Here is a 25,866-nt window from a genome sequence, read left to right as displayed (position 1 = left end):
CTGTAGGCAGGTCAGTCAAAGTCGGCTTGAATGGGCGGCACATGAAGTCGCCCATTTCGTATTCTGAGATCAGGCTTTCCATGCCGATGCGCGTCCGATTGCGCACAGGGTTTCCCTTGGCCTCGGCTGACCCGCTTTGACACGGGGCACAGGCAAGCCCGGCCCCGTGGATGATCAGAACGGAATTTCCAGGCTGATCGATCCGCCAAACGCTTCGAAGTCGCTCACGCCGATGCCGTCATAGAAAAGCTCGACCGCAAACGAGACGTCTTTCTCCGGAACCTGGAACATGGACCCGACTTCGATCCGCCCGCGCAGGTCATCCCCGGGTGAGGCGAATTCCTCGTTTGTCACCACGGTTTCGCCCAATTGGTCAAAGTCATAGATGCCCGAGAACGTCACGTAGAGCTCATGCTGGGTTCTGCCGTTTGTCGGGCGATTGAATGTAATCTTCGGCCCGAATTCGAGACGACCCAGGTCAAAGGTCTGGCTCGGAATGGTGTTGCCGAGGCTATCCACATAGCTGTCTTGCTTCTCACGGTAGTAGGTCGCGCGCACGAACGGGTTGATGGTGAAATCCCCGGCCTCGAAATCCCCGGTCAACCCGGCCTGTACGAGCGTCCGCGAGGTCGAAAAGTCGTCGGTAAAGAGCCCAAGCGCGTTCACGCTGTTTTCGGATTCCCCATAGCTCAGGCGCACATCGAAGTAGAGATTGTCGCGCAGGCGCATAACGGCGTATGGGCCGATCATCCAACCAACACCGTCCGCAGACGTATTCGCGACAAGGTTGCTCTCGTCCGAGGTGTCGAGTTGCCCCATGATGCCGACCAGCGTGTTTTCGTTGAACCGATAGTCGACCCCGGCAAAGAGCAGACCGTGCTCACTTTCGTTGTTGCCGTTTTTCACGATGGCATATGTGCCCTGTGCCCAGAAATCAAAGCCGGTGTGTGATGCGGTTTCTGTCCCTGCGGTTTCCGTGAACCCAAGCTTTGGCGTTGGCAGATTTGCGGTGTCATCCGCAGCGATTTGCGCCGGCGCATAGGTTTGTGCGGCCGGGGGTGCGTCCGCATCCTGTGATGCACGCCGCATGGCATGTTGATGCGCGTTGTCCCGCATTTTCTTCTGGAATGCCCTGAGGCTGAACTTGAAGCTGGATGTGCGCGTTGTCGGCGTCGCCTTGAAGGAGAACGCATTGGACGCCCCGCCGCCGCCCTTGAGGCGGAACACGAGATCGGGTTGCGACGATACAATCCGGTCGGCGCGATTGGTCACAAAGGATCCGATGACCTCCTGCGTCAGGATAATGTCGGCATCCGAGGCGCGGGTGTTGGTCAGTGTATAGCTGACACCGGTGACGCCCGCCGCGGTCGCGGTCACTGTGTAGGATTGAAAGCTGCCACTGCCGAGGAAGGCCGACGCGGTTGCGTTGGCGGTCATGATTGAACTGGTGGCCTGGCCGTTGGCATCCGTGAGAACGGTCTCCGTGTTGCTGCCCGTTGCGGCAAAGACCAGTGATGCCCCAGCCGCTGGCGCCGTGAAGGTCACGCTTTCATTCGGGACGCCGACCCCTGTGGCACTGGTCAGTGTTGCCACCAATTGACCAGCAAAGCTGGTGCTGATTGCCGCGCTTTGCCCGGACCCTGCTGTTGCTTCAAAATTGGCTGCGGTGGCTGACCCTGTGCCGCTGACGGTGATGTTGTAGGGGGTCTCGTCGGCATCGTCATTGGTGATGGCGATGTCAAAGCCGAAGCTGCCCGCGAGGGCGGGGGTGTAGGTGACGGTGAAGCTGGTGGTGCCGCCGCCCGCGGCGACGGTGCTGCTGCCAAAGGCGGACACGGCGGGGGAGCCGGTGATGTTGCTGGTGCCGGAGATGGCGGCTGTGCCGGTGAGGGTCAGCGCGTCGGTGCCGGAGTTGGTGATGGTGTAGGTGACGGTCTTGGCGGTGCCTGCGGGCTCGGCGCCTTGCGCGTCGGTGCCGCCATCGGCGACCGCGCCGCTCTCGGAGGAGCTGACCGCGATCTCGGGGGCGCCGGTGGCGTTTCCGCTGACGGTGATGTTGTAGGGGGTCTCGTCGGCATCGTCATTGGTGATGGCGATGTCAAAGCCGAAGCTGCCCGCGAGGGCGGGAGTGTAGGTGACGGTGAAGCTGGTGGTGCCGCCGCCCGCGGCGACGGTGCTGCTGCCAAAGGCGGACACGGCGGGGGAGCCGGTGATGTTGCTGGTGCCGGAGATGGCGGCTGTGCCGGTGAGGGTCAGCGCGTCGGTGCCGGAGTTGGTGATGGTGTAGGTGACGGTCTTGGCGGTGCCTGCGGGCTCGGCGCCTTGCGCGTCGGTGCCGCCATCGGCGACCGCGCCGCTCTCGGAGGAGCTGACCGCGATCTCGGGGGCGCCGGTGGCGTTGCCGCTGACGGTGATGTTGTAGGGGGTCTCGTCGGCATCGTCATTGGTGATGGCGATGTCAAAGCCGAAGCTGCCCGCGAGGGCGGGAGTGTAGGTGACGGTGAAGCTGGTGGTGCCGCCGCCCGCGGCGACGGTGCTGCTGCCAAAGGCGGACACGGCGGGGGAGCCGGTGATGTTGCTGGTGCCGGAGATGGCGGCTGTGCCGGTGAGGGTCAGCGCGTCGGTGCCGGAGTTGGTGATGGTGTAGGTGACGGTCTTGGCGGTGCCTGCGGGCTCGGCGCCTTGCGCGTCGGTGCCGCCATCGGCGACCGCGCCGCTCTCGGAGGAGCTGACCGCGATCTCGGGGGCGCCGGTGGCGTTGCCGCTGACGGTGATGTTGTAGGGGGTCTCGTCGGCATCGTCATTGGTGATGGCGATGTCAAAGCCGAAGCTGCCCGCGAGGGCGGGAGTGTAGGTGACGGTGAAGCTGGTGGTGCCGCCGCCCGCGGCGACGGTGCTGCTGCCAAAGGCGGACACGGCGGGGGAGCCGGTGATGTTGCTGGTGCCGGAGATGGCGGCTGTGCCGGTGAGGGTCAGCGCGTCGGTGCCGGAGTTGGTGATGGTGTAGGTGACGGTCTTGGCGGTGCCTGCGGGTTCGGCCCCTTGCGCGTCGGTGCCGCCATCGGCGACCGCGCCACTCTCGGAAGAGCTGACCGCGATCTCGGGGGCGCCGGTGGCGTTGCCGCTGACGGTGATGTTGTAGGGGGTCTCGTCGGCATCGTCATTGGTGATGGCGATGTCAAAGCCGAAGCTGCCCGCGAGGGCGGGAGTGTAGGTGACGGTGAAGCTGGTGGTGCCGCCGCCCGCGGCGACGGTGCTGCTGCCAAAGGCGGACACGGCGGGGGAGCCGGTGATGTTGCTGGTGCCGGAGATGGCGGCTGTGCCGGTGAGGGTCAGCGCGTCGGTGCCGGAGTTGGTGATGGTGTAGGTGACGGTCTTGGCGGTGCCTGCGGGCTCGGCGCCTTGCGCGTCGGTGCCGCCATCGGCGACCGCGCCGCTCTCGGAGGAGCTGACCGCGATCTCGGGGGCGCCGGTGGCGTTGCCGCTGACGGTGATGTTGTAGGGGGTCTCGTCGGCATCGTCATTGGTGATGGCGATGTCAAAGCCGAAGCTGCCCGCGAGGGCGGGAGTGTAGGTGACGGTGAAGCTGGTGGTGCCGCCGCCCGCGGCGACGGTGCTGCTGCCAAAGGCGGACACGGCGGGGGAGCCGGTGATGTTGCTGGTGCCGGAGATGGCGGCTGTGCCGGTGAGGGTCAGCGCGTCGGTGCCGGAGTTGGTGATGGTGTAGGTGACGGTCTTGGCGGTGCCTGCGGGCTCGGCGCCTTGCGCGTCGGTGCCGCCATCGGCGACCGCGCCGCTCTCGGAGGAGCTGACCGCGATCTCGGGGGCGCCGGTGGCGTTGCCGCTGACGGTGATGTTGTAGGGGGTCTCGTCGGCATCGTCATTGGTGATGGCGATGTCAAAGCCGAAGCTGCCCGCGAGGGCGGGAGTGTAGGTGACGGTGAAGCTGGTGGTGCCGCCGCCCGCGGCGACGGTGCTGCTGCCAAAGGCCGACACGGCGGGGGAGCCGGTGATGTTGCTGGTGCCGGAGATGGCGGCTGTGCCGGTGAGGGTCAGCGCGTCGGTGCCGGAGTTGGTGATGGTGTAGGTGACGGTCTTGGCGGTGCCTGCGGGCTCGGCGCCTTGCGCGTCGGTGCCGCCATCGGCGACCGCGCCGCTCTCGGAGGAGCTGACCGCGATCTCGGGGGCGCCGGTGGCGTTGCCGCTGACGGTGATGTTGTAGGGGTTCTCGTCGGCATCGTCGTTGGTGATGGCGATGTCAAAGCCGAAGCTGCCCGCGAGGGTGGGGGTGTAGGTGACGGTGAAGCTGGTGGTGCCGCCGCCCGCGGCGACGGTGCTGCTGCCAAAGGCCGACACGGCGGGGGAGCCGGTGATGTTGCTGGTGCCGGAGATGGCGGCTGTGCCGGTGAGGGTCAGCGCGTCGGTGCCGGAGTTGGTGATGGTGTAGGTGACGGTCTTGGCGGTGCCTGCGGGCTCCGCGCCTTGCGCATCGGTGCCGCCATCGGCGACCGCGCCGCTCTCGGAGGAGCTGACCGCGATCTCGGGCGCGCCTGTGGCGTTGCCGCTGACGGTGATGTTGTAGGGGTTCTCGTCGGCATCGTCGTTGGTGATGGCGATGTCAAAGCCGAAGCTGCCCGCGAGGGTGGGGGTGTAGGTGACGGTGAAGCTGGTGGTGCCGCCGCCCGCGGCGACGGTGCTGCTGCCAAAGGCCGACACGGCGGGGGAGCCGGTGATGTTGCTGGTGCCGGAGATGGCGGCTGTGCCGGTGAGGGTCAGCGCGTCGGTGCCGGAGTTGGTGATGGTGTAGGTGACGGTCTTGGCGGTGCCTGCGGGCTCCGCGCCTTGCGCATCGGTGCCGCCATCGGCGACCGCGCCGCTCTCGGAGGAGCTGACCGCGATCTCGGGCGCGCCTGTGGCGTTGCCGCTGACGGTGATGTTGTAGGGGTTCTCGTCGGCATCGTCGTTGGTGATGGCGATGTCAAAGCCGAAGCTGCCCGCGAGGGTGGGGGTGTAGGTGACGGTGAAGCTGGTGGTGCCGCCGCCCGCGGCGACGGTGCTGCTGCCAAAGGCCGACACGGCGGGGGAGCCGGTGATGTTGCTGGTGCCGGAGATGGCGGCTGTGCCGGTGAGGGTCAGCGCGTCGGTGCCGGAGTTGGTGATGGTGTAGGTGACGGTCTTGGCGGTGCCTGCGGGCTCCGCGCCTTGCGCATCGGTGCCGCCATCGGCGACCGCGCCGCTCTCGGAGGAGCTGACCGCGATCTCGGGCGCATTGGACAGGGTGTAGGTCTGGTTCGAACCGGGCGTTGTATTGGTCAGTGCGTTGCCCGCGAGATCCTCAATGTTCTGTGCCCCATCGAACGTCAGGCCGACCACACCGTTGAGCGTGGCCAGATCGCCGCCTGAGATCGTGATGTCATAGACAGAGGCGCTGACGACGGAGACGCTGGTCGCATCGCCGGTGGTGCCGCTGGCGTTGAAGTCCGACGTGTCCACGTTTTGCACGTCTTCATCAAAGGTTACGCGGAACACGAGCGTGTCGGCGCTTGTCGTCTCAGTGGTCGGTGTCTGCCGCGCGACAGAGGTGACCGTCGGCGCGGTTGTGTCGCCAGACGTTACAACAGTGGGTGTGGATGAGGAGCCGATATTGTTGGACCCGGACGCGGTGTTAAGGGCGAAGGAATAATCCACTCCGTTAAACGTGAATAACACATTTACCGTGCATGCAGCGTTTGTGGCACAAGGTGCGGTGGCCGGGTCTCCGTTGCTTGGAATCGCGACATTGGCACCTCCATCATTGTAGAAAACGTTGCTCAGCCCGCTGCCGATACCGGCGATGAACACGATTCCTTCGTCGCCGGTCCCAACGGGATCACTGCCTCCGAGATTGTTGCCGATCACGATGCTTGGTGGCGTGTCGTTCACCGTCAGAGTGCACTGGTTCAAATCGGGTTCGAACGAGACAATTTGCCCAGGGCTCATTGCCGGGCATGTTGCGGTCACTTGCGCTTGGGCCTGACCGGGTGCAGCGGCCCAAAGGACTGCGATCACCAGCAGGGAAAGCCCCCAAGCCAATAGTTGACGCGCACATATCGTCGTTGAGGAAGATTGTGAGGCAGCCGACGCAGGTTCACGGTGGTCATCACTGGTCCGGTTGCGTGTCGAAATACCCATAAGCATCGCCAAGCGGTTCAAATACGTCATCATCGTCTCCCCGAGAGCCTGGCCTGCAGACCAGCCTCGACTAAGATCAAAAAAAACAGGCCCGCTTATCCCCACGCGCAGGCCATCGTTCAAAAATTCTTGGGTACAGCTAATGGTAGCACCGCGGTTCAGGCAAATTCAAAGTGCCGCGTTCGATTTTTCTTTGTGAATTGACTGGCATATGTTGCCGAATTGCAAAGCTGTGCAGTTGTGCGCGTGTCAACGGGCCTTCGGATGATGATCGGGACTTGCTCAATTGTCGCCCTGCGCGTCGTATGCTCTTCCCGACTCCGTAAAATCATTTATTTTCAAAAAATTAGCACTACTCGACGTGAGTAAAATGCCTCTGCGGCTGTGTTTATTTTTGATGTTGCGTGAATCGATGAAGACATGCCAAGGTTGAAGTCGTTAACAAATTTTGTGTTGCTGCGGACGGCACTTGGTCCGTTTTTTACTTAATAGAAACAATTTTTTTGGGGGATCTTCGTGTCTGAACCATTTCTCGCAGAAGTCCGAATGTTCGGCTTCAACTTCGCGCCACGCGGGTGGGCATTCCTGGATGGGCAGATACTGCCGATCGACCAGAACCAGTCACTTTATTCGCTGTTGGGGACAACGTATGGAGGGGACGGACGCACATCCTTTGCATTGCCGGATTTGCGCAGCCGGACACCGATGCACAAGGACAGCGCGCATCCGCTCGGCCAAAAGAGCGGACAGGAAACCGTTACCCTGACCACAGCCGAAATTCCGCCTCACGACCACACAATCAAAGCGTCCTCGCAAACCGGGAACACTGGACCCGATGGCGCGCTGCTTGCCGCTGAACAAGGCACTGACTTTGCCTATCACGAGCCCGCGGCTGCGACGGCAACGTCCTTGCGCAGCGGCACATTGGCCAACGCCGGCGGTGGTCAGGCGCATGACAACATGCAGCCTTATACAACATTGACGTTCTGCATCGCGTTGCAGGGCCTCTTCCCGTCACGCAACTAGGCCCCGGAGGACAGTTATGTCAGAACCTTTCGTAGGCGAAATCCGCATGTTCGCAGGTAATTTCGCACCACGCGGCTGGGCCTTTTGTGATGGCCAGCTGCTTGCAGTTTCTCAAAATGACGCCCTGTTTTCATTGTTGGGCACGGTTTATGGTGGGGATGGTCGGACGACCTTTGGGCTGCCTGAAATGCGCGGGCGCATCCCGTTGCATCAGGGCAGCGGGCCGGGGCTGACCCCACGCCGGCTTGGCAGCAAAGGCGGCGAAGAGAACGTCACCCTCACCACCAACCAATTGCCGAGCCATTCGCATGATTTCCGCGGGAACACCGCCGATGCGACCTCACTGAGCCCCCAGGGGAATGTTGTTGCCAAAGGCGTTGGGGTGAACTTCTACCGGGACGAAGGCCAGTCGGTGAACATGGCCTCTGATATGGTTGTTCCTGCAGGCGGCTCACGGTCACACACCAATTTGATGCCCACGCTTTGTGTTAATTTCATTATTGCCTTGTTCGGCATTTACCCAAGTCGTCACTAGGAGGCGTAATATGTCTGAACCATTTGTTGCAGAAATTCGTATTTTCGCAGGTAATTTCGCGCCGCGGGGCTGGGCCTTTTGTGATGGCCAGTTGCTGCCGATTGCCAACAACACGGCATTGTTCTCATTGATCGGCACGACCTATGGCGGCGATGGGCGCAGCACGACGGCGTTGCCCAATCTGCAAGGCCGTGCGCCGATGCATCCGGGTCGAGGCCCGGGGCTGACAGCGCGCCGCCTTGGTGAAGGTGAAGGCGTCGAAACCGTGACCCTGGCCGAGGCGCAAATTCCGTCGCACGACCACACGGCGCGCGCCTCATCGAACAGAGGGGCGTCCGGGGTTGGTCCCGGGCAGACATCCTCGCTCGCCGCGGCCGGTTTTGGCGACCAACTGTATCAAAGCGATGTGTCGAGTGATCTGGTTGATATGGCCAGTGAAACCGTAGCCTCAACGGGTGGCGGTGCGCCGCATGCGAACTTGCAGCCGTTTCTGGTCATGAACTTCATCATCGCGCTGGTCGGTCTCTATCCGTCGCGCAGTTGATTTTGGCCGCGGACGCCAGACAGATACGCAATCACTCCTGGGCGACAGGCCCGGGGGTGATTGCACGAGTGGGGGTGATTGACGTGCTGAACTCAAACATATCGCCGGGGGCGGCCCATATCGCCGCGTCCGACTGGGCAGAGCGCTTCGCACCGGGGTGCCTGTCATGATCCCGGAGGCGGTCTTGCAATCCAAACCGCAACCGCACCGGGCATCGGCGCATGGCGTCGCGTACCGGGATCTTGGTTCGGACGACATGCCATTTCTCGTGCAGTTGTACCGGTCCACCCGCGAGGCTGAATTGGCACGCACGCCGTGGGACGAGGCGCAAAAGCAGGCCTTCATCGAAATGCAGTTCAACGCGCAGCATGAGCACTACCAGAAACACTATCCCGATGCGCAGTGGCTGGTGGTTGAGCAAAACCAATCACCGATTGGACGGCTGTATCTGGAGCGGTGGGAAAAGGAACATCGTATCATCGACATTGCGCTGATCCCGGATGTGCGTGGTCAGGGCATTGGGGCCGACATCCTGTCCGATCTGATGGACGATGCGGCAGCGGATGGCGGCAAGGGCATCGGCATCCATGTGGAAAAGGCCAATCCGGCGATGTCCCTCTATCGGCGGCTCGGCTTTTCCGTGGTCGAGGACAAGGGCGTTTATGACCTGCTGCGCTGGACCCCCGCAGCCTGATTGTCAGGTAAAGATTGCCTCATACTGATACCCGGCCTCTTTCTCTGCCACGGGGACAAGGAATACGTCGTGGGTGCCGATTTTGGCTTGCGACACCTGGTATGTCGCCTGGGTGAGCGCGGGATCTGACGGACCCTGCCACAAGAGGGCAAAGGCGCCGCCTTTGCGTTCCCCGGACCCCATTTTCTTGACCTCAATCAGCTCAAGTTCGATTTCGACATCCCCGCCGGACGCGGTGAACACCATGCCTTCCATTTCGGAAAAGTCTTCGGCGGTCATTTGGCTCAAGTCACTCATAGTAAATGCAATTCCTCAAATAGGCTTGGGTGCAATCCCTGATAGAACGTAGGGTATCCCGGCAAACGGCACAATGTCATTTGGTCGGAATTCTACCTGTCGCACCGCGCAAGAAGCAAACGCACCGATTGATCAAAGCGGGCCGGATCCGCACAGGCGCGCGCGGCAATCTGAGCGCCCTCCAGCATGGCAAGCGCCGCATGCGCTTCGGCGCTTGGATCCTCAACCGCGCGGATTGATCCGTCCGCAAGCCCTCGTGTGAATGTCGCCGTCAGCCAATCCAGCATCATTGCACGGAAACTGTCGATCTTTGCGTGTACAGGCGGGTGCAGGCTTTCCCAGCCCATGATGAAAGACACGCAAAGGCACAGCGTTTGCCCGTCGTTCAATGCGGCGCGGTAGAACGCGATGACGGCAGCCAATCGCGCGCCGCCTCTGCTGTGCTCATGATCAATCTCGACGCAGGCGGCTTCGACCGACTGGTGATAGCGGTCCATCAATGCGGCGGACAGGTCCGCCTTGGACGGGAAATGATAGTGGATGGAGGCCTTGCGAATGCCCACAGCGGTGGCAAGGTCGGCATAGCTGAACCCGTCAATGCCGCGCGATCTTGCAGCATGTTCTGCACTGTCGAGAAGTGCCGATTTGGTATCTGTATTCATGCCATCCCCACCGTGTCCCGCAATTCGGTCATAACATGTTCTGCGGCCTCCAGTGCACCTTCCAGAAAACCACCGAATTGCGGTGCGGTTTCGGTGCCGCCAAGGAACAGCGCACCTTCCCAGAGCGTTTGCAGCGCCGCGGGCCGACCATAGGTCGGATGCGCATAGACCGGTGCGCTGTCACGTGCCGTTGCGGTAAAGCCATCGTGTGCCCAATCCTTGATGATCACCGCCTGCGGGTGCGCGGCGTCCGGCCCAAAGAGGCGTTCAAGCTGTGCTATGATCGCCGCCCGCAATGTGTCTGTGTTTTCGCGCGCATTGGGCGGCACCCCGATAAACCCGAAAAGCGCAAATGGACCATCGCGTGCGGGTGACGCGTCGTGGATTTCGACCATAGGCCCGTGGCGGCTCATGGCATCCCCCGACAGCCCGGCGTCGCGCCAGAATGGGGTGTCGTACACCGCCACGGCTTTGGCTTGGCCCGCCATCCAGGTTGGCGTGCTCTCCATCAGCTGGGTTGCATGCGGTGGTAGTTCCGGCGTCAGTGTCAATTGTGCGGCCAGCCGCGGTGGCATGGCAAGGACGGCGCGCGCCGCTTCAATGCGGTGCCCATCGACAGTGGTCGCGCTCACACCGCGCGCTGTTTTTGTGACTGAGCGCACAGGGCACGACAGGCGCAGCGTTTCCGGCGGCAGGGGTGCGGCGAGCGCGTCGGTGAGTGCACTCAATCCACCTTGGAGCCGGACAGACCCCTCCATCGACGCATAGCCACGCCCCCGTTGAACCTGGCCGTCCGCGTCCTCATAGGTGAGTGCGCCAGAGGCGTATTGGTCAAACTGTTTGAGGCCGAGTGTCCGGATCAGCGCCGCGATGCGCGGCTGACCCGGCCAAAACCACGCGGGCCCCAGATCAAAGGCGGCATCGCCCACCGTTTCGGTTAGAATGCGTCCGCCCACGCGGTCCCGCGCCTCGACAAGCACAAACGGGCGGCCCTCCGCCGCCAGTTGATGGGCCAGCGCTAACCCCGAAAGGCCAGCGCCGACAATGAGCGTCCGGTTGGTCATCCGCTAGACGGCAGGCGGTTGGGCAAAGGGCAAATGCCCGGTTTTCATCCAGACCTTGGCCCCTTCCGGACCTGCTGTCAGCGATAGCGTTGCACCCTCGGGCAGGCGGAGCCAGCCATGCCGCCCCAACCGTTCACCATCCGAGACTACAGAGCCGGAGATGACCAGAACTTCGGTGCCTCCAGCGGCGTCAGATGTGATAGAGGCTCCGGCATCCAGATGGCTGTATGTGACGGTTTCGCGCGCGTCGGCGTGCAACGTGGTTGTTGCGACGCCGTCCTCCATCGCGCCAAGCTCGGCGTCCATGTCCTTGCGGAACTGCGTCCGGTCATCCATGTCGAATTGCCACAGCTTCACAAAGACCGTGCAGCCCGGCGCAGATCCCGGTGTGTGCGACGTGGTTGGCGGATTGCGAACATACGTTCCCGTCGGGTAGTCGCCATGCTCATCCTGGAACACACCGTCGAGCACGATGAACTCTTCGCCCCCGGTGTGCGTGTGCGCAGAAAAACTGCTGCCCGGGGCGTAGCGCACGATCGACGTGGCACGCGCCACTTCGCCGCCAATCCGGTCCAGCATTCGGCGATCGACACCTTTCATCGGCGAAGGCTGCCAATCGAGCTGATCGCTGTTGATGGCCACGCGCGTGGTGAAATCTGCGTTGATTTCCATTGCAAAGCTCCTTTTGCTTTGGGTCGGATTGTGCGGACTATCCCGCGATTGAGGGACGTGCTGCAACCTTGGACCGCCAGGCATGCAAATGGGTCAGGGTTGCAGGGATCTCAACCTCGGCGAAATCGGCAAAGGCAAGGCCTGCGAACGTTGTGATGTCGGCAATCGAAAACGTGTCGCCCGCCACAAATGCGCGATCCGAAAGAACCGTGTCCAGATAGGTCATCGTCTGCGTTGCGACGGTCTTTTGCCGCATGCCCCATTCGGGGCATTGGTCCGTCTCGAGGTCCGGGCCAAGCCCGGGTGTTGCGTGGTGAAAATAAGTGCCCACCGCGTCGAGCAGCCCGTTTTCAGCGCGCAGGTTCATCATCGAAATTTCGGCGCGTGCTTTTGGTGTCTCACCGGTCAATGACGGCCCGTCAAATGTCGCGTCGATGTATTCCGAGATCGCGGTGCACTGCGAGATATGCGTCCCATCCTCCAGTTCGAGACAGGGCACGGTTGCATCCGGGTTTTTCGCGCGGAACGCATCCGTGCGGTGTTCCCCACCCATCACGTCGACGGGAATAAATTCGACGGCGCCCAATGCTCCCTTTTCCGCAAGTGCTACGCGCACACGCATCGGGTTGGGGAAACCTTCAGTGTCATAGATCTTCATGGTCATTTCTCCTTTTCTCGAAATCATCTACCTATCGATAGGTAGATGATTTCCACTCCGATGTTCCAGTCACGTTTTCGGGATCGGCGCCCATGGCGCGGGTCGTTGGCAGGCAAACCGATGTCGCGAAAGCACTGGACAGTGCTGTCCAGTAAGGCGCACGCTGGGTCCAACGATGCGCATACGGACAGGGACAGTCATGAAAGATCAATACAGAGTCGTGGTGATTGGTGGCGGTGTGGTGGGGGCGTCTGTGCTCTACCATCTGGCCAAGATGGGGTGGAACGATGTCGCGCTGATCGAACGGTCCGTGCTCACCGCCGGGTCCAGCTGGCACGCGGCGGGTGGTATCCACGCCTTGAATGCGGATCCGAACATGGCCGCGCTGCAGGCGTACACCATCGACCTGTTGTCCGAGATCGAGGAAGAAAGCGGCCAGAATATCGGCCTGCACATGACGGGCGGGCTGACCTTGGCCGGGACGCCCGAGCGGTGGGAATGGCTGCAATCGGCGTTCCGCGTGTTTCAGTCCATCGGGATTGAGGACTGCGAACTCCTGACCCCGCAGCAGGCGCAGGAGCGGTGTCCGATCATGTCCACCGACGGTGTGTTGGGGGCGATGTGGGCGGACCGCGAGGGATACGTGGACACTACGGGCACCGTGCACGCCTATGCCACCGCCGCCAAGAAGCGCGGCGCGAGCGTGTTTGAACACACCAAGGTCGAGGCGCTGGAACAGGTCCATGACGGCTGGATCGTCAAGACGGACAAAGGCGACATTCGCTGCGAACACGTGGTCAATGCCGCCGGTCTCTGGGCCAAGCAGGTCGGCCGCATGGCGGGGATCGAGCTGCCCGTCTCACCGCTCAAGCACCACTACCTGATCACCGACCAGATCCCCGAGGTCGCCGCGCATGATTTCGAGATGCCGATGACCGTGGACCTCGAAGGGTTCACCTATATGCGGCAGGACCAGAAGGGCATCCTGATCGGCATTTACGAGATCGAGCACCAGCACTGGGCCATGGACGGCGCGCCCTGGAACTACGGGATGGAGCTGTTTCAGGAAGACCTCGACCGGATCGAGAATGAGCTGATGCTGGGCTTTGCCCGTTATCCGTCGGCGGAGAATGTCGGGATCAAGACGTGGGTGAACGGGGCCTTCACCTTCTCGCCCGATGGCAACCCGCTGGTGGGGCCGGTGCCGGGCAAGCGCGGCTACTGGTCCGCCTGCGCCGTCATGGCCGGGTTCCTGCAGGGCGGCGGCGTGGGCAAAAGCCTCGCTGAATGGATGATCGAGGGCGAGCCGGAGGCGGATGTCTACTGCATGGATGTCGCCCGCTATGGCAAGTTCGCGGAGAACAAGCAGTACATCAAGGAAACCACCGGGCAGTTCTATTCCCGCCGCTTCGTGATGTCGTATCCGAACGAACAGCTGCCCGCGGGCCGTCCGCTGAAGATGGCCCCGGCGCATGATGCGATGACGGCTGCCGGGTGTCGGTGGGGGTCCAGCTGGGATCTCGAAACACCGCTCTACTTTGCACCGTCCGAGGATTTTGTGGAGAACCTGACGCTGAAGCGGTCGAATGCGCATGATATCGTTGCCGCCGAATGCAAGAACGTGCGCGAGAATGTCGGGATGGTCGATATCACCGGCTTTTCCAGGTTCGAGGTGTCGGGACCGAACGCCGAAACGTGGTTGAACCATGTGATGGCGTCGAAACTGCCCGCGACCGGGCGGGCCAAGCTGGCCCCGATGCTGGGTGAGGATGGGCGGCTCAAGGGCGATCTTACGGTTCTGAACTGGGGCGATGGCACGTGGTGGATCATGGGGTCCTACTACCTGCGCGCATGGCACATGCGCTGGTTTGACGATCACATGATGGACGGCGTGACCGTGCGTGATCTAGGCGAGGAGATATGTGGCTTTGGCCTGACTGGCCCGAATTCGCGCAAGGTGATCGAAAAGCTGTGCCATCAGGATATCGGCGCGCTCAAGTTCATGGGCTGTGGGGATTTTGATGTGGGCATGGTCCGGGCCCGCGTCGCCCGGATGTCGGTGGCGGGCGAGATGGGGTTCGAGATCAACTGCCGCTATGGCGACCATATCAAGCTGCGCCGGATGCTGCTGGAGGCGGGCGAGGAATTCGGCCTTCGGGAATACGGGTTCAACGCCATGCTGTCGCTGCGGCTGGAAAAGTCCTTTGGCATCTGGTCGGCGGAATTCACCCAAGGCTACACGCCCGGCATGACGGGCATGGATCGTTGGATCGACTGGGACAAGGATTTCGTGGGTAAGGCAGCGGCTTTGGTCGAACGCGATGGCAATGGCCCTGCACAGAAACTTGTCACCTTGGAAGTTGACGCGGATGATGCGGATGCGAGCGGGTACGAACCCGTATGGAGCGGCGACACACGCGTGGGTTTTGTGACGTCCGGCGGCTATGGCCACACGGTGCAAAAGTCGCTGGCCATGGCGCTGGTGGATGCAGATCAGGCGAGTGAAGGCACCGCGTTGAAGGTCCATGTGGTGGGCGTGGAACGCAGCGCCAAGGTCATCGCGCCATCGCCCTATGATCCGACGGGCAAGGCGATGCGCGGATGACCGACCAACCTCGCCGCCGCCGCGGACGTGGCGCACCGCCTGAAAAGGGGCGCGCTCCGAACTACCGCAATCTGCGGAACCCGTTCCCTCCGATGAACGTCTTTTCAGACGACCGGATCAACGCCATGCACGAGGCGTCGCTGGACGTGCTGGAACGGCTTGGCATCAAGGTGCTTCTGCCCGAGGCGCGGGCGCAGTTCAGAGCGGGCGGCGCGCGTGTCGATGACAGCACAGAGATGGTGCATATCGGGCGCGAGATGGTTGAGGCCGCACTGGCCACGGCGCCCAAATCCTTTCCGTTGATCGCGGGGCACCCGGATCGCAATCTGATCATGGAGCTGGGGTCCATGATCTTCCAACCTGGCGCAGGCTGCCCGCATGCCACGGATCTGGAACGCGGGCGCCGCCCGGGCTCTGAACAGGACTTTCGCGAGCTGATTACCCTGACGCAGCATTATGACGTGCTGCACATGATCCCCCCGCTGGTGGAACCGCAGGACGTGCCCATTCATCTGCGCCATTACGCGATGGTCAAAGGGCAGATGGAGTTGACCGACAAGCTGCCGTTCATCTTCTCGCGCGGAACGGGCCAGGTGGATCAAAGCTTTGAAATGTTGCGGGACTTTCGTGGCCTGTCGGATGCGGAATTCGCGGCCAATTCGCACTGCTACACGATTATCAACACCAATTCGCCACGACAGTTGGACATACCCATGGCGCTCGGCGTGATGGACTTTGCACGCGCAGGCCAGATGGCAATCATCACCCCGTTCACATTGATGGGGGCGATGGCGCCGATCACGGTCGCCGGCGCGATGACCCTCAGTCACGCCGAGGCGTTGGCCGCCATCACGCTGGGCCAGTTGGTCAATCCGGGCGCGCCGGTATGTTATGGCACCTTTACGTCCAACGTGGATATGAAATCCGGCGCGCCCGTGTTTGGCACGCCGGAGCATTTCAAGGCGTCGCTTGCCGCCGGACAACTGGCGCGTCATATCGGTCTGCCCTGGCGCTGCGCCTCAGGCTCTGCCGCCAACCTCGGTGACGTTCAGGCCGCGAATGAGACCCAGTTCGGCACATGGGGCTGCCTGATGGCGGGGGCCACCGTGACGATCCACGCCGCCGGGTGGCTCGAAGGAGGGCTGACCATCTCCTATGAAAAGCTGGTGACAGATGTAGAGGTGCTGCAGATGGTGGCTGAACTCTGCACGGCCACGCCCGCAAGCGAGGCTGAGATTGCGCTGGACGCGCTGGAAGAGGTGCAACCAGGCGGACACTTCTTTGGTGCGCGCCATACCATGGAACGCTACGCCACCGAATTTTACGAACCCGTCGTGGCAGATTTCGCCAATTTCGGCACGTGGGAGGAGCGGGGCAGCGTTGACGCAACCACACGGGCCACTGGCATCTGGCAAGGCATCTTGCGCGATTTCGTCCCGCCCCAAGGCAACGGTGACCGCCTTGAAGCGCTGGATGCCTATATCGCGAAACACACCGCAGCGGGCGGATGCCCGCCCGTCAGCTGATGCTGCTGCACCGGGACGATCCGGCGAAGGACCCGTTGGTGGGCAACGTCAAAGTCACGCGTCAGGATTGGATGAACGCAGCGCTTGGCGTGCTGAAATCCGGCGGGGTCGAGGCCGTGAAGGTTGCGGATCTCGCCGCCCAGATGGGCGTGTCACGCTCCAGCTTCTATTGGTATTTCAAGAACCGGACCGATCTGCTGGATGCACTTTTGGCGCATTGGCAAGAGAAAAATACCGCAGCGCTCGTGGCGCAAACCGAAGCCCCCGCCGCCACGATCACCGAAGCCTGCTGCAACGTGTTTCGATGCAATATCGATACGCGGCTCTATGATCCGCAACTGGATTTCGCCATACGGGACTGGGCGCGACGCTCTGACCGTGTGCGCCATGTGCTGAGCGAAAGCGACGCGGTACGGATCGACGCGTTGCGCGACATGTTTCTGCGATTTGGATACGGGGACCGCAACGCGACGGCGCGTGCGCGTGTGATCTACTATATGCAGATGGGGTATGAGGACGCGCGGTTGGGCGAGACGCTGGATGAACGTTTGCGATTGGTGCCCGACTATCTGCTCAGCTTTACCGGTCAAGAGGCGTCCGCCGCAGAGGTCGAAGCGTTCAGCGCCTATGCCCGCGGGATTTGATTGCGCACGCTGAGATGAATTTGGTCGGAGTGAGAGGATTCGAACCTCCGGCCCCTGCCTCCCGAAGACAGTGCTCTACCAGGCTGAGCTACACTCCGACCGATGCCGCGGATTACGCCGCGTCGTCGTCTTTGGCAAGTGTCTTGTCGCGGTGGCGGCCCGACGTCATCAGATCACTGACCCGCAAGACCGATGGCGTGCCGATGCGGCTGCGCGTGCGCAAAACAGGTGTGTTTTCGGAATTGCCACCTCGGCTTTCGCGGAACACGATGAACAGACCGGATGCGATGATGATGCCCGCGCCAATGCCGGTATAGAGGTCCGGCGTTTCATCGAAAAACAGCAGGCCATAGCCCGTCGCCCACAGGATTTGCGAATACTGCATCGGTGCCACAATCGCCGCCTCGCCGGTCTGGTAGGCGGCAATGATGAAGCGGGCCGCGATCCATGCCATCACGGAGATGATGGCGAGCATGCCCAGATGCTCCACCGGCATGGGTTTGTAGACAAAGGCAAGTGCGGCGCCCATCACCACAAAGTTCGCCACCATTGGGTAGAGGAGCATGACCACCGTCCGCTCTTCCGCGCCGATCTTGCGGACGACGATGGAGGCGAATGCACCGCTGAACGCCGCGACAATCGCCGCGAAATGGCCAAAGGTGAGGTCTGTCGTGCCCGGGCGCAGAACGACCATCACGCCTGCCAGCCCCACGACCACCGCGATCCAGCGCGGCAGCCGCACCTTTTCACCCAGCACCGGGATCGACAGCAATGTGATCAGCAGGGGCGTGGCAAAAAGGATCGCATATGTCTGCGTGAGTGGCAGGTTCGAGAACGCAAAAAACGCGGACACCCCTGTAATCACCGCACCGACGGTGCGCACCGCCATCCACCACGGATGCACCGGGAGAAGTGTGCCCGGCGTCGCGTCCCGCATCAGCATGATCGTGGCCAGTGGAAAGCTGAGCAGGACGCTGAAAAACACGATCTGGATGGGGGAATAAATCGCACCCAATGTCTTGATGAACACGTCGTGCGTCGAAAACAGGGCAAAGGCGACGAGGGCCAGCACGGCCCCTTTGGCATTGGTGGACATGGCAGATTTCTGAAGTTTGAGGCCCGCCCTGCATAGCGGGCCTGTCAGATATGTCTAGGGTCAGATGGACAGTGCGGCGCGTCCGAAAATGAACTGCCACATGCTGCCATCGGTCATGGTCACGGTGCCCGAGCCGGCGGTGGCGGATTGGAAGAACGCCGTGCCCACCCCGCGCAAGCCGTTGTTGCACACAACGGGAAAGCTGACGGTGCTGATGTCCGCAAATTTGTCATAGGTGCCGGTGCACACGGCCGTGCCATTGGTGGCTTGAAAGCTGCCGCCATGCAGGAACGTGTCGGTGGCTGATCCGCGAAAGGTCATGCCGTCTTCGCCGATGACGGTCACGGGATATGCCACGTCGCAGGCCGCGAGGGCCAACAGACCCAGCCCGGCCAGTGCTGTTCGGATTGAAAAATATGCCACGTGTTCGGTCTCCCTTGATGAATGAACAGTGTTCAAATCGGTGTGAACACTGTTCATCTCAAGTCGGGAATACCTGCCCGTGACACAGCGCGCGCAATGTGTACGCGCGCGCGATGCGGGGTCAGAGGGTCGCGTCGAGTGCAGCGAGGATTGCGTCACCCATTTGCGTGGTCGACAGCGGCGTGCCGCCTTCGGGGCCCATCAGATCCGCGGTCCGCGCACCAGAGGCGAGCACGGATTCGATTGCGCCTTCGAGGCGCGCGGCCTCTTCGCCCTCGTCGAACGAGTACCGCAGCGCCATGGCAAAGCTGAGGATACAGGCGATCGGGTTCGCCTTGCCCTGACCGGTGATGTCGGGGGCAGAACCGTGGACGGGTTCATACATCGCCTTGGGACGGCCATTGGCCATCGGTGCGCCGAGGCTGGCAGAGGGCAGCATGCCCAGCGACCCGGTCAGCATCGCGGCGCAATCGGACAGGATGTCGCCGAACAGGTTATCGGTCACGATCACGTCGAACTGCTTGGGCGCGCGCACCAGCTGCATCGCGCCGTTGTCGGCATACATGTGGCTCAGCTCGACTTCCGGGTATTCCTGCCCCACACGCGTAACCACTTCGCGCCAGAGAATGCCGCTTTCCATCACGTTGGCCTTCTCCATCGAACAGACCTTTTTGCCCCGGCGCATCGCCAGCTCAAAGGCCGACCGGGCGGCGCGTTCGATCTCGCTTTCGGTGTAGCGTTGGGTGTTGATGCCCACACGTTCGTTGCCCTCTTCGATGATGCCGCGCGGCTCACCAAAATAGACGCCCGATGTCAATTCGCGCACGATCATGATGTCGAGGCCCGCAACCACGTCTTTCTTCAGCGAGGAGAAATCGGCCAGCGCGTCAAAGCACTGGGCCGGGCGCAAGTTGGAATAGAGGTCCATTTCCTTGCGCAGGCGCAACAGGCCGCGTTCCGGTTTCACACTGAAATCCAGATCATCATAGGCGGGCCCACCAACAGCGCCGAGAAGGACGGCGTCCACCTCCTGGGCCTTCGCCATCGTATCATCATGCAGCGGCACGCCATGTGCGTCATACGCCGCTCCGCCGACCAGATCGGTGGACACGTCAAAGGGCAGGTCGCGCTTGGCGCCGAACCAATCGATGATGCGTGTGACTTCGGCCATGACTTCGGGGCCGATACCGTCCCCTGGCAGGATCAGAAGGGAGGGGGTGGACATGGCATATTCTCCTTGGATGGCTTGCGAAACCGCCTACTCGGAGGCAGCGCGAAGTTCAAGGTCCACCCACACCAACCGGTGCCTGCTGGCGGTCTGGACGGTGTTGACCCGGCGGCTTTCTGTGCCGGGCCAATCGACACTGGACGCGGTGATGTCCCAATGCACCGAGGGCAGCACATAGCTGACCCGCAGGTCGCCGGGCACCGGGTCGGTCCAATCCACGGTGGCATTGCCCCTGTGGCTTTGTGGGGCGGGGTCCTGGAGCCGTGGATCCGCCAGCAGGGTCCGGATCGCGATATGCAGCCCTTGGCCACCTTCGGGGGCGAGATTGGCGTCGCCTGCAATCACGAACGGGCCGGGGGGCGGCGTGCCCACCGCGCCGTCCAACAGCAGTTGCCACAGGCGGATTTCGTCGTGGTTGCGGCGGCCATTGCGATCCTCTGGACCATCGAACACGGGCGGCGTCGCGTGGAAGGTCAGCAGGTCCATGCGGCCTTCGGGAAATGCAATCGGCACGACCCAGTGGCCGGTTGTCGACAGCCGTTGTGCGGCGCGGGCCTCGGCACTGGGAAAGGGCGCACCGCCCACGTCCGGCAGCAACGCACCCGGCACGTCTTCCCACAGGAGGGGGGACAGGTCCTGGACCGCGTCCGCAAGGATCGGAAAGCGCGACAGGACCGCCATGCCGCCTTGCCCGGTGAAGCGGCCATAGCCCTGAGCATCCCGCGGCCCGCCGCGGCGCCCGTCGCCGTCCATGTCGAGGCCGGTGGCCATTCCGGTGTTGGGGCGCAAGGCAAACGCATGCGGATACCCTGCGGCCTCAGCCAACCGGTTGAGCGCCTCTCCGGTCAGGTCATAGTCGATGCCCTGCAGGGCGATCACATCGGCATCGCCAAAGGAGATCACATCCAGAACGGCCTTGATCTGCGGATCTTCGCCGCGGGCAAGATCCCGGAGCAAAAGCCCCGGACCCTTGCGCGACAATTCGGTGTTATACGTCGCAAAGCGGTAGGTGTCTGCCGCAGCCCCCTGGGCAACGGTCAGGAACAGGGCGATCAGACCGCCTGCAATCCCCCGTCGACATTGGCGTAAGCGCGCTCGCGTTGTTCGCGGATCATCTCGCCGATGCGGTGCATCGCGATGCCGCGCATGATCATGCTGGCGGGAAGGAAGGCCCATGCGGTCATTGTCCAGATCAGCGTTTGCGGGTTGTCGAGCGTGATCGGGTTTAGCAGGTCCGCTGCCGCCTTGACCACAGCCGGGATCATGAAGGGCAGCAGGAAGCCCAATGCGATGTTGATCCGTGCGTCGCGGTGCAAACGGTGCAGCACGTCGCCGCCCGCGGTGGGGTCAAAGAGGGGCATGTTGACCCACACATTGAACGCGCCGTGGCGCATCGGCCATCCGAGGATGCGCACCAGAAACAGAAAGCCCGTCATCGCGCAAAGCGACGTGAAATAGGCCATGCCCGCCGCTGTGCGCACCGATTGCACGACCTCTTGCTCGGCGGTTTCGGGCAGCATCAATACGACCATGCGCACCGGGCTGTAGGGGAAGTCGATGCTGTTGCCGACGATGGTGCCGATGGAGGTCAGCGCCTGTGTCAGTGGGGTGGCGTCCACCTTGCCCTTCATGATGAAGCTGAGCGACAGGACCGTCACCAGAAGCGCGACAAAACGCAGTCGGTTGAACGGCGCTGCGTCGCGGAATTCCACGATACTGGGGCTTGCCGCGTTGTATTCGATGAACGTCAGTATGGCCGCGATCAGTGCGATAAGCACAGTGATCTGGGACGTGTCCGCGGACACGTCTGGCACCACCAAAGCCGGTGTTGCGATAAGAAGCGCTACCAAAATAGCGCGCGCCAAAGCGCTCGTCATGCGTGCGATCACGTCTCGATCCCTTCAAACTGGCCAACCACGATACGTTGCCGCGGCTTGTTCCAACTTGATCCCACCGGGTCAGGCGGGTGCCTCATTGTTGCCCCATTTCTGCCTTGATTGACCCGATGTCACAAGTCCCGTGGTTAATAGGACGTTAACGGTCGGACATTTTGAGGGAACGTGTGGTGCGTTTGTGCATCATTTCTGAGGCGGGATTTTGGCAAAGCCCAAGATGTTGTGTCCCGGGCTTTGCAGGGCCATACCTGAGCACCTCAGGTTGACCACAAAGATGTTAACCGGCGCTTAGACCCAAGGCCGCGCCTGTGCGGCCTGTGCTTCGTATGTGTCGATGCTGGCGGCCTTTTCCATGGTCAGGCCGATGTCGTCCAACCCCTCAAGCAGGCAGCGCTTTTTGAACGCGTCCACTTCGAATGCAAAGCTTTCGCCGTCGGATGTGGTCACGGTCTGGTTCTCCAGATCAACGGTCATGCGGGCATTTGCGCCTTTTTCCGCGTCCTTCATCAACACCTCAACCGCTTCGGCGGGCAGGGCGATGGGCAGGATGCCGTTCTTGAAGCAGTTGTTATAGAAGATGTCGGCAAAGCTGGTGGAAATCACGCAGCGGATGCCAAAGTCCTTGATGGCCCATGGCGCGTGTTCGCGCGACGAGCCGCAGCCAAAGTTGTCCCCGGCCACGAGGATTTCAGCGCTGCGATAGGCGTCCTGATTGAGCACGAAATCGGGGATTTCGTTGCCCTGCCGGTCAAAGCGCATCTCGTCAAAGAGATTGGCGCCAAGGCCCGAGCGTTTGATCGTCTTCAGGAACTGCTTGGGGATGATCATATCGGTGTCGATATTCACGAGCGGCATGGGGGCCGCGATCCCGGTGAGTGTTTCGAACTTGTCCATAACTTAACCTTTTCCTTGAAAGGCGGCAGGCGCACGCCCGCCTATATCTTGTGGTCCGAGGCTCGGCGTGGCGGGTGCACAGGCTGTGCACCGAGTGTGCACAGGTTGTACACCGCCGCTCCGGCAACGGGTGAAGAAACGGTTAAAACCGTCACATCAACTCCCGCACGTCGGTGAGTTTGCCGGTGATCGCCGCAGCCGCTGCCATGCCCGGCGACACGAGGTGCGTGCGCCCCTTGTAGCCCTGACGTCCTTCGAAGTTGCGGTTCGAGGTTGAGGCACAGCGTTCATCTTCGGCCAGCTGATCGGGGTTCATGGCAAGGCACATGGAACAGCCCGCGAGCCGCCATTCAAAGCCTGCATCCTTGAACACATCTGCCAGCCCCTCTTCCTCGGCCTGCGCGCGAACGAGGCCCGAGCCGGGAACGACCATTGCGCGCTTTACCTTGATCTTCTTGCCGCGGAGGATCTCGGCGGCGGCGCGCAGGTCCTCAATCCGGCCATTGGTGCAGGACCCGATGAATACGGTGTCAATCTCGATGTCCGACAGCGGCGTGCCGGGGGTCAGACCCATATAGTCGAGCGAGCGCTGGGCAGCACCCACCTTGCCACCTTCGAAATCGTCGGCGCTGGGCACGTTAGCGGTGATGGGCAGCACATCCTCGGGCGAGGTGCCCCATGTCACAACCGGTGCGATGTCTTCGCCCTTGATCGTGATAACCTTGTCCCAATGCGCATCGTCATCGGAGTAGAGCGTTTTCCACCACGCAAGGGCCGCTTCGAACTGCGCGCCTTTGGGGGCATGGGGGCGGCCTTTGACATACTCAAAGGTCTTTTCGTCCGGCGCAATGAGGCCAGCGCGTGCGCCGCCTTCGATCGCCATGTTGCAGACGGTCATGCGCCCTTCCATGGACAGATCGCGGATCGCTTCGCCGCAGTATTCGATGACATAGCCCGTGCCGCCTGCCGTGCCGGTCTCACCGATCACGGACAGGGTGATGTCCTTGGCCGTGACGCCGGGGCGCAGCTTGCCCGTAATCTCGACCTTCATGTTCTTGGATTTCTTCTGGATCAGCGTCTGCGTGGCCAGCACGTGTTCGACCTCGGATGTGCCGATACCGTGGGCCAGTGCGCCGAATGCGCCGTGGGTCGCGGTGTGGCTGTCACCGCAGACGACGGTCATGCCGGGCAGGGTCCAGCCCTGTTCCGGGCCCACGATGTGCACGATGCCCTGACGGACGTCGGACACGGGGTAGTAGTGGATGCCGAAATCCTTGGCGTTCTTGTCGAGGGCGGCGACCTGAATGGCGCTGTCTTCGGTCATGTTCTTGGGGTCTTCGCGCCCTGCTGTTGTCGGCACGTTGTGGTCCGGCACAGCGATAGTCTTTTCGGGCGCGCGGACAGGACGGCCCGCCATGCGCAGCCCTTCGAAGGCCTGCGGGCTGGTCACCTCGTGCACGAGATGGCGGTCAATATAGAGCAGGCAGGTGCCATCGTCGGCCTCGTGCGCGACATGGGCATCCCAGATTTTGTCATAGAGCGTCTTGGGGGACATTGTGGTCCTCTCCCTTGGATTGGCTGTGTTCGAAGATGGATGACGGAAGCGCCGCCTTATAGGCGCGCCAGCACCGTGTGCGTCGCCCCGAAAAAGCGTTCGCGCAGCCGTGCGCGGTCATCCATGTCGAACAGGCGTGTCATGCGCATGCTGTTAAAGGGATTCCACCGGCCAATCAAGCAACGCGCACCGATTGATCACAGGCGCTGCACGGTGCATGCTTGGCCACACACGGAGAGCAGATGGCCAACCACACAGACGATACAGGAACCTCGAATGGCGTCGCGGATGCGCTGAATTCTGCTGCCGAAGCGGCAGCGCTTGGCGGGGCGGCGGGTGAGATGGACCTGGCGGAAACGCTGGTTTCGGTCGGGCAGATGTTGCTGGCCGAAGGTGAGGCGGCGTTGCAGTCGATGCTGCGCCCGTGGGTCGGGTATCAGTTCCTCATGGTGCTCGGCCTTTTCATTGTCGCGCATCTGGCGCGGGCTGTGCTTGGGCCGCGCATCCGCAACTGGATGGCCAGCCGCGAAGGCTGGCCGAAATGGCGGATGCGGGTGTTGGTCGTTGTGCATCAACGGCTGCGGGCGATCTTCTTTGTTCTGCTGATCTGGGTGCTGGTGCTGGTGATGCGCGAGGTCACGTGGCCCTCGCGGTCCTATGTGCTGGGGCTGATCGCGACTTTGGCCACGGCATGGCTGTTGGTGGTGTTTGCCACCCGGTTGATCCGGTCGCCGTTCCTGCGGCGGATGGTGCGGTATGGCGCGTGGATATACGTCACGCTCTACGTGCTGGGGATTGTCGAGGAGACGGCGCAGATCCTGGACGCTGCCGCGCTCAGCATTGGCGAGTTCCGCCTGTCGCTGCTGCTGGTGGTGCAGGGCGTTGTGGTGATCGGCATCCTGGTGGCGCTGGCGCGGTTCCTGACCAACACAACGTCCAGCCGGGTGCAGGCGAACGAAGACATCTCACCGTCGATGCGGGTGCTGATCGTCAAGGTGGTCCAGATCGTATTCTATGCCTTTGCGTTCTTTGCGGGTGTCCGCGCGCTTGGCATTGATCTGACCGGGCTTGCGGTGCTGTCCGGTGCGATTGGCGTGGGCCTTGGCTTTGGTCTGCAAAAGGTGGTGTCGAACCTTGTGTCCGGGGTGATCATCCTGCTCGACAAGTCGATCAAGCCGGGGGACGTGATCAGTCTGGGCGAGACCTTTGGCTGGATCCAGACGCTGGGCGCGCGCTATGCGTCGGTGGTCACGCGGGACGGGAAGGAATACCTGATCCCGAACGAGGACCTGATCACCGGGCAGGTCGTGAACTGGTCCCATTCCAACGATTTTGTGCGCCTCGATATCTATTTCGGGACGTCTTATTCCTGCGATCCGCACCGGGTGCGGGCGTTGGCGATTGAGGCGTCAAAAGGTGTGGAGCGTGTGCTGTCGAGCCGCCCGCCGGTCTGTCACATCGTGGGGTTCGGTGACAGTTCGGTGGATTACATCCTGCGGTTCTGGATCACGGACCCGACGGGGGGTCTGACCAATATCCGGGGCAATGTCTATCTGGCCCTGTGGGACGCGTTCCAGGAGAACGGCATTTCGATCCCGTTCCCGCAGCGCGAGGTGCGGATGCTGGGCGATGTGGAACCGGACGGTGCCTCGGGCGGTTGATCCTGTAAAAGGAGAG

At 62.2% G+C, this 25,866-nt stretch carries 21 protein-coding genes and 1 tRNA gene; 8 read left to right on the top strand and 14 right to left on the bottom strand.

Annotated elements, in window-relative coordinates:
- Window positions 1-174: 174 nt before the first annotated feature.
- The gene (locus tag ACERHN_RS08755) at window positions 175-5,979 is read right to left on the bottom strand and encodes a choice-of-anchor D domain-containing protein (RefSeq protein ID WP_415922252.1); all 5,805 of its coding nucleotides are present in this window, start codon (window positions 5,977-5,979) and stop codon (window positions 175-177) included.
- A 708-nt stretch (window positions 5,980-6,687) separates the two neighbouring features.
- On the opposite strand from ACERHN_RS08755, the gene ACERHN_RS08750 reads away from it, so the two are divergent.
- From ACERHN_RS08750 to ACERHN_RS08735, 4 genes are all read left to right on the top strand, one after another.
- Window positions 6,688-7,197, top strand: coding sequence for a phage tail protein (locus tag ACERHN_RS08750; protein WP_415922251.1), 510 nt, complete (start codon window positions 6,688-6,690; stop codon window positions 7,195-7,197).
- 16 nt (window positions 7,198-7,213) lie between these two features.
- A complete protein-coding gene (locus ACERHN_RS08745) occupies window positions 7,214-7,732 on the top strand; it encodes a phage tail protein (RefSeq protein WP_415922250.1) in 519 nt (172 codons plus the stop codon).
- A 10-nt stretch (window positions 7,733-7,742) separates the two neighbouring features.
- The gene (locus ACERHN_RS08740; RefSeq protein ID WP_415922249.1) at window positions 7,743-8,276 is read left to right on the top strand and encodes a phage tail protein; all 534 of its coding nucleotides are present in this window, start codon (window positions 7,743-7,745) and stop codon (window positions 8,274-8,276) included.
- Between the two features lie 166 nt (window positions 8,277-8,442).
- Complete coding sequence (locus tag ACERHN_RS08735; protein WP_415922248.1) at window positions 8,443-8,970, top strand: GNAT family N-acetyltransferase; 528 nt, start codon at window positions 8,443-8,445, stop codon at window positions 8,968-8,970.
- 3 nt (window positions 8,971-8,973) lie between these two features.
- Here ACERHN_RS08735 and ACERHN_RS08730 read toward each other — a convergent pair whose 3' ends face one another.
- The 5 genes from ACERHN_RS08730 to ACERHN_RS08710 all read right to left on the bottom strand — a co-directional run bounded on the left by ACERHN_RS08730 (window position 8,974) and on the right by ACERHN_RS08710 (window position 12,323).
- Entirely contained in the window at window positions 8,974-9,267 is a 294-nt protein-coding gene (locus ACERHN_RS08730; protein ID WP_415922247.1) for a DUF6916 family protein, read from the bottom strand.
- Window positions 9,268-9,359: 92 nt separating this feature from the next.
- Window positions 9,360-9,929 carry a TetR/AcrR family transcriptional regulator gene (locus tag ACERHN_RS08725; protein ID WP_415922246.1) on the bottom strand — a complete coding sequence of 190 codons (570 nt, stop codon included), beginning with the start codon at window positions 9,927-9,929 and terminating at the stop codon, window positions 9,360-9,362.
- The gene (locus ACERHN_RS08720; RefSeq protein ID WP_415922245.1) at window positions 9,926-10,993 is read right to left on the bottom strand and encodes a flavin monoamine oxidase family protein; all 1,068 of its coding nucleotides are present in this window, start codon (window positions 10,991-10,993) and stop codon (window positions 9,926-9,928) included. Before ACERHN_RS08720 ends, ACERHN_RS08725 begins: the two co-directional genes overlap by 4 nt.
- A 3-nt stretch (window positions 10,994-10,996) precedes the next feature.
- Window positions 10,997-11,665, bottom strand: coding sequence for a cupin domain-containing protein (locus tag ACERHN_RS08715; protein ID WP_415922244.1), 669 nt, complete (start codon window positions 11,663-11,665; stop codon window positions 10,997-10,999).
- A 37-nt stretch (window positions 11,666-11,702) separates the two neighbouring features.
- Window positions 11,703-12,323 (bottom strand): glutathione S-transferase family protein, encoded by a 621-nt coding sequence (locus ACERHN_RS08710; protein WP_415922243.1) that lies wholly within the window; start codon window positions 12,321-12,323, stop codon window positions 11,703-11,705.
- A gap of 199 nt (window positions 12,324-12,522) precedes the next feature.
- Between ACERHN_RS08710 and ACERHN_RS08705 the strand changes: the two genes are divergently transcribed.
- From ACERHN_RS08705 to ACERHN_RS08695, 3 genes are read left to right on the top strand one after another with little or no spacing between them, the layout of a single operon-like run.
- Window positions 12,523-14,928: a GcvT family protein gene (locus ACERHN_RS08705; RefSeq protein WP_415922242.1), complete on the top strand. Its 2,406-nt coding sequence runs from the start codon at window positions 12,523-12,525 to the stop codon at window positions 14,926-14,928.
- Complete coding sequence (locus ACERHN_RS08700; protein WP_415922241.1) at window positions 14,925-16,454, top strand: trimethylamine methyltransferase family protein; 1,530 nt, start codon at window positions 14,925-14,927, stop codon at window positions 16,452-16,454. Before ACERHN_RS08705 ends, ACERHN_RS08700 begins: the two co-directional genes overlap by 4 nt.
- A complete protein-coding gene (locus ACERHN_RS08695) occupies window positions 16,436-17,098 on the top strand; it encodes a TetR/AcrR family transcriptional regulator (protein WP_415922240.1) in 663 nt (220 codons plus the stop codon). The genes ACERHN_RS08700 and ACERHN_RS08695 overlap by 19 nt, the downstream gene beginning before the upstream one ends.
- A gap of 21 nt (window positions 17,099-17,119) precedes the next feature.
- Here ACERHN_RS08695 and ACERHN_RS08690 read toward each other — a convergent pair.
- The 8 genes from ACERHN_RS08690 to leuC all read right to left on the bottom strand — a co-directional run bounded on the left by ACERHN_RS08690 (window position 17,120) and on the right by leuC (window position 24,189).
- Window positions 17,120-17,196 (bottom strand) — tRNA-Pro (locus ACERHN_RS08690).
- Window positions 17,197-17,210: 14 nt separating this feature from the next.
- Window positions 17,211-18,194, bottom strand: a complete 984-nt coding sequence (locus tag ACERHN_RS08685; RefSeq protein ID WP_415922239.1) for a DMT family transporter — start codon at window positions 18,192-18,194, stop codon at window positions 17,211-17,213.
- Window positions 18,195-18,254: 60 nt separating this feature from the next.
- On the bottom strand, window positions 18,255-18,617 hold the full coding sequence (locus ACERHN_RS08680) for a hypothetical protein (RefSeq protein ID WP_415922238.1): 363 nt from the start codon (window positions 18,615-18,617) through the stop codon (window positions 18,255-18,257).
- A gap of 121 nt (window positions 18,618-18,738) precedes the next feature.
- Complete coding sequence (leuB, locus tag ACERHN_RS08675; RefSeq protein WP_415922237.1) at window positions 18,739-19,842, bottom strand: 3-isopropylmalate dehydrogenase; 1,104 nt, start codon at window positions 19,840-19,842, stop codon at window positions 18,739-18,741.
- Window positions 19,843-19,875: 33 nt separating this feature from the next.
- Complete coding sequence (locus tag ACERHN_RS08670; RefSeq protein WP_415922236.1) at window positions 19,876-20,802, bottom strand: endonuclease/exonuclease/phosphatase family protein; 927 nt, start codon at window positions 20,800-20,802, stop codon at window positions 19,876-19,878.
- 95 nt (window positions 20,803-20,897) lie between these two features.
- Window positions 20,898-21,722, bottom strand: a complete 825-nt coding sequence (locus ACERHN_RS08665; RefSeq protein WP_415922235.1) for a hypothetical protein — start codon at window positions 21,720-21,722, stop codon at window positions 20,898-20,900.
- Window positions 21,723-22,028: 306 nt separating this feature from the next.
- Window positions 22,029-22,634 carry a 3-isopropylmalate dehydratase small subunit gene (gene leuD / locus ACERHN_RS08660; protein ID WP_415922234.1) on the bottom strand — a complete coding sequence of 202 codons (606 nt, stop codon included), beginning with the start codon at window positions 22,632-22,634 and terminating at the stop codon, window positions 22,029-22,031.
- 151 nt (window positions 22,635-22,785) lie between these two features.
- Window positions 22,786-24,189, bottom strand: a complete 1,404-nt coding sequence (gene leuC / locus ACERHN_RS08655) for a 3-isopropylmalate dehydratase large subunit (RefSeq protein ID WP_415922233.1) — start codon at window positions 24,187-24,189, stop codon at window positions 22,786-22,788.
- Window positions 24,190-24,530: 341 nt separating this feature from the next.
- On the opposite strand from leuC, the gene ACERHN_RS08650 reads away from it, so the two are divergent.
- Complete coding sequence (locus ACERHN_RS08650; protein ID WP_415922711.1) at window positions 24,531-25,850, top strand: mechanosensitive ion channel family protein; 1,320 nt, start codon at window positions 24,531-24,533, stop codon at window positions 25,848-25,850.
- Window positions 25,851-25,866 lie beyond the last annotated feature (16 nt).

Source organism: Tateyamaria rhodophyticola, assembly GCF_047777875.1.
Classification (GTDB): domain Bacteria; phylum Pseudomonadota; class Alphaproteobacteria; order Rhodobacterales; family Rhodobacteraceae; genus Tateyamaria.
Note: the sequence above shows the minus strand (reverse complement) of the source record. Positions and strands in the feature narration are given on the sequence as shown.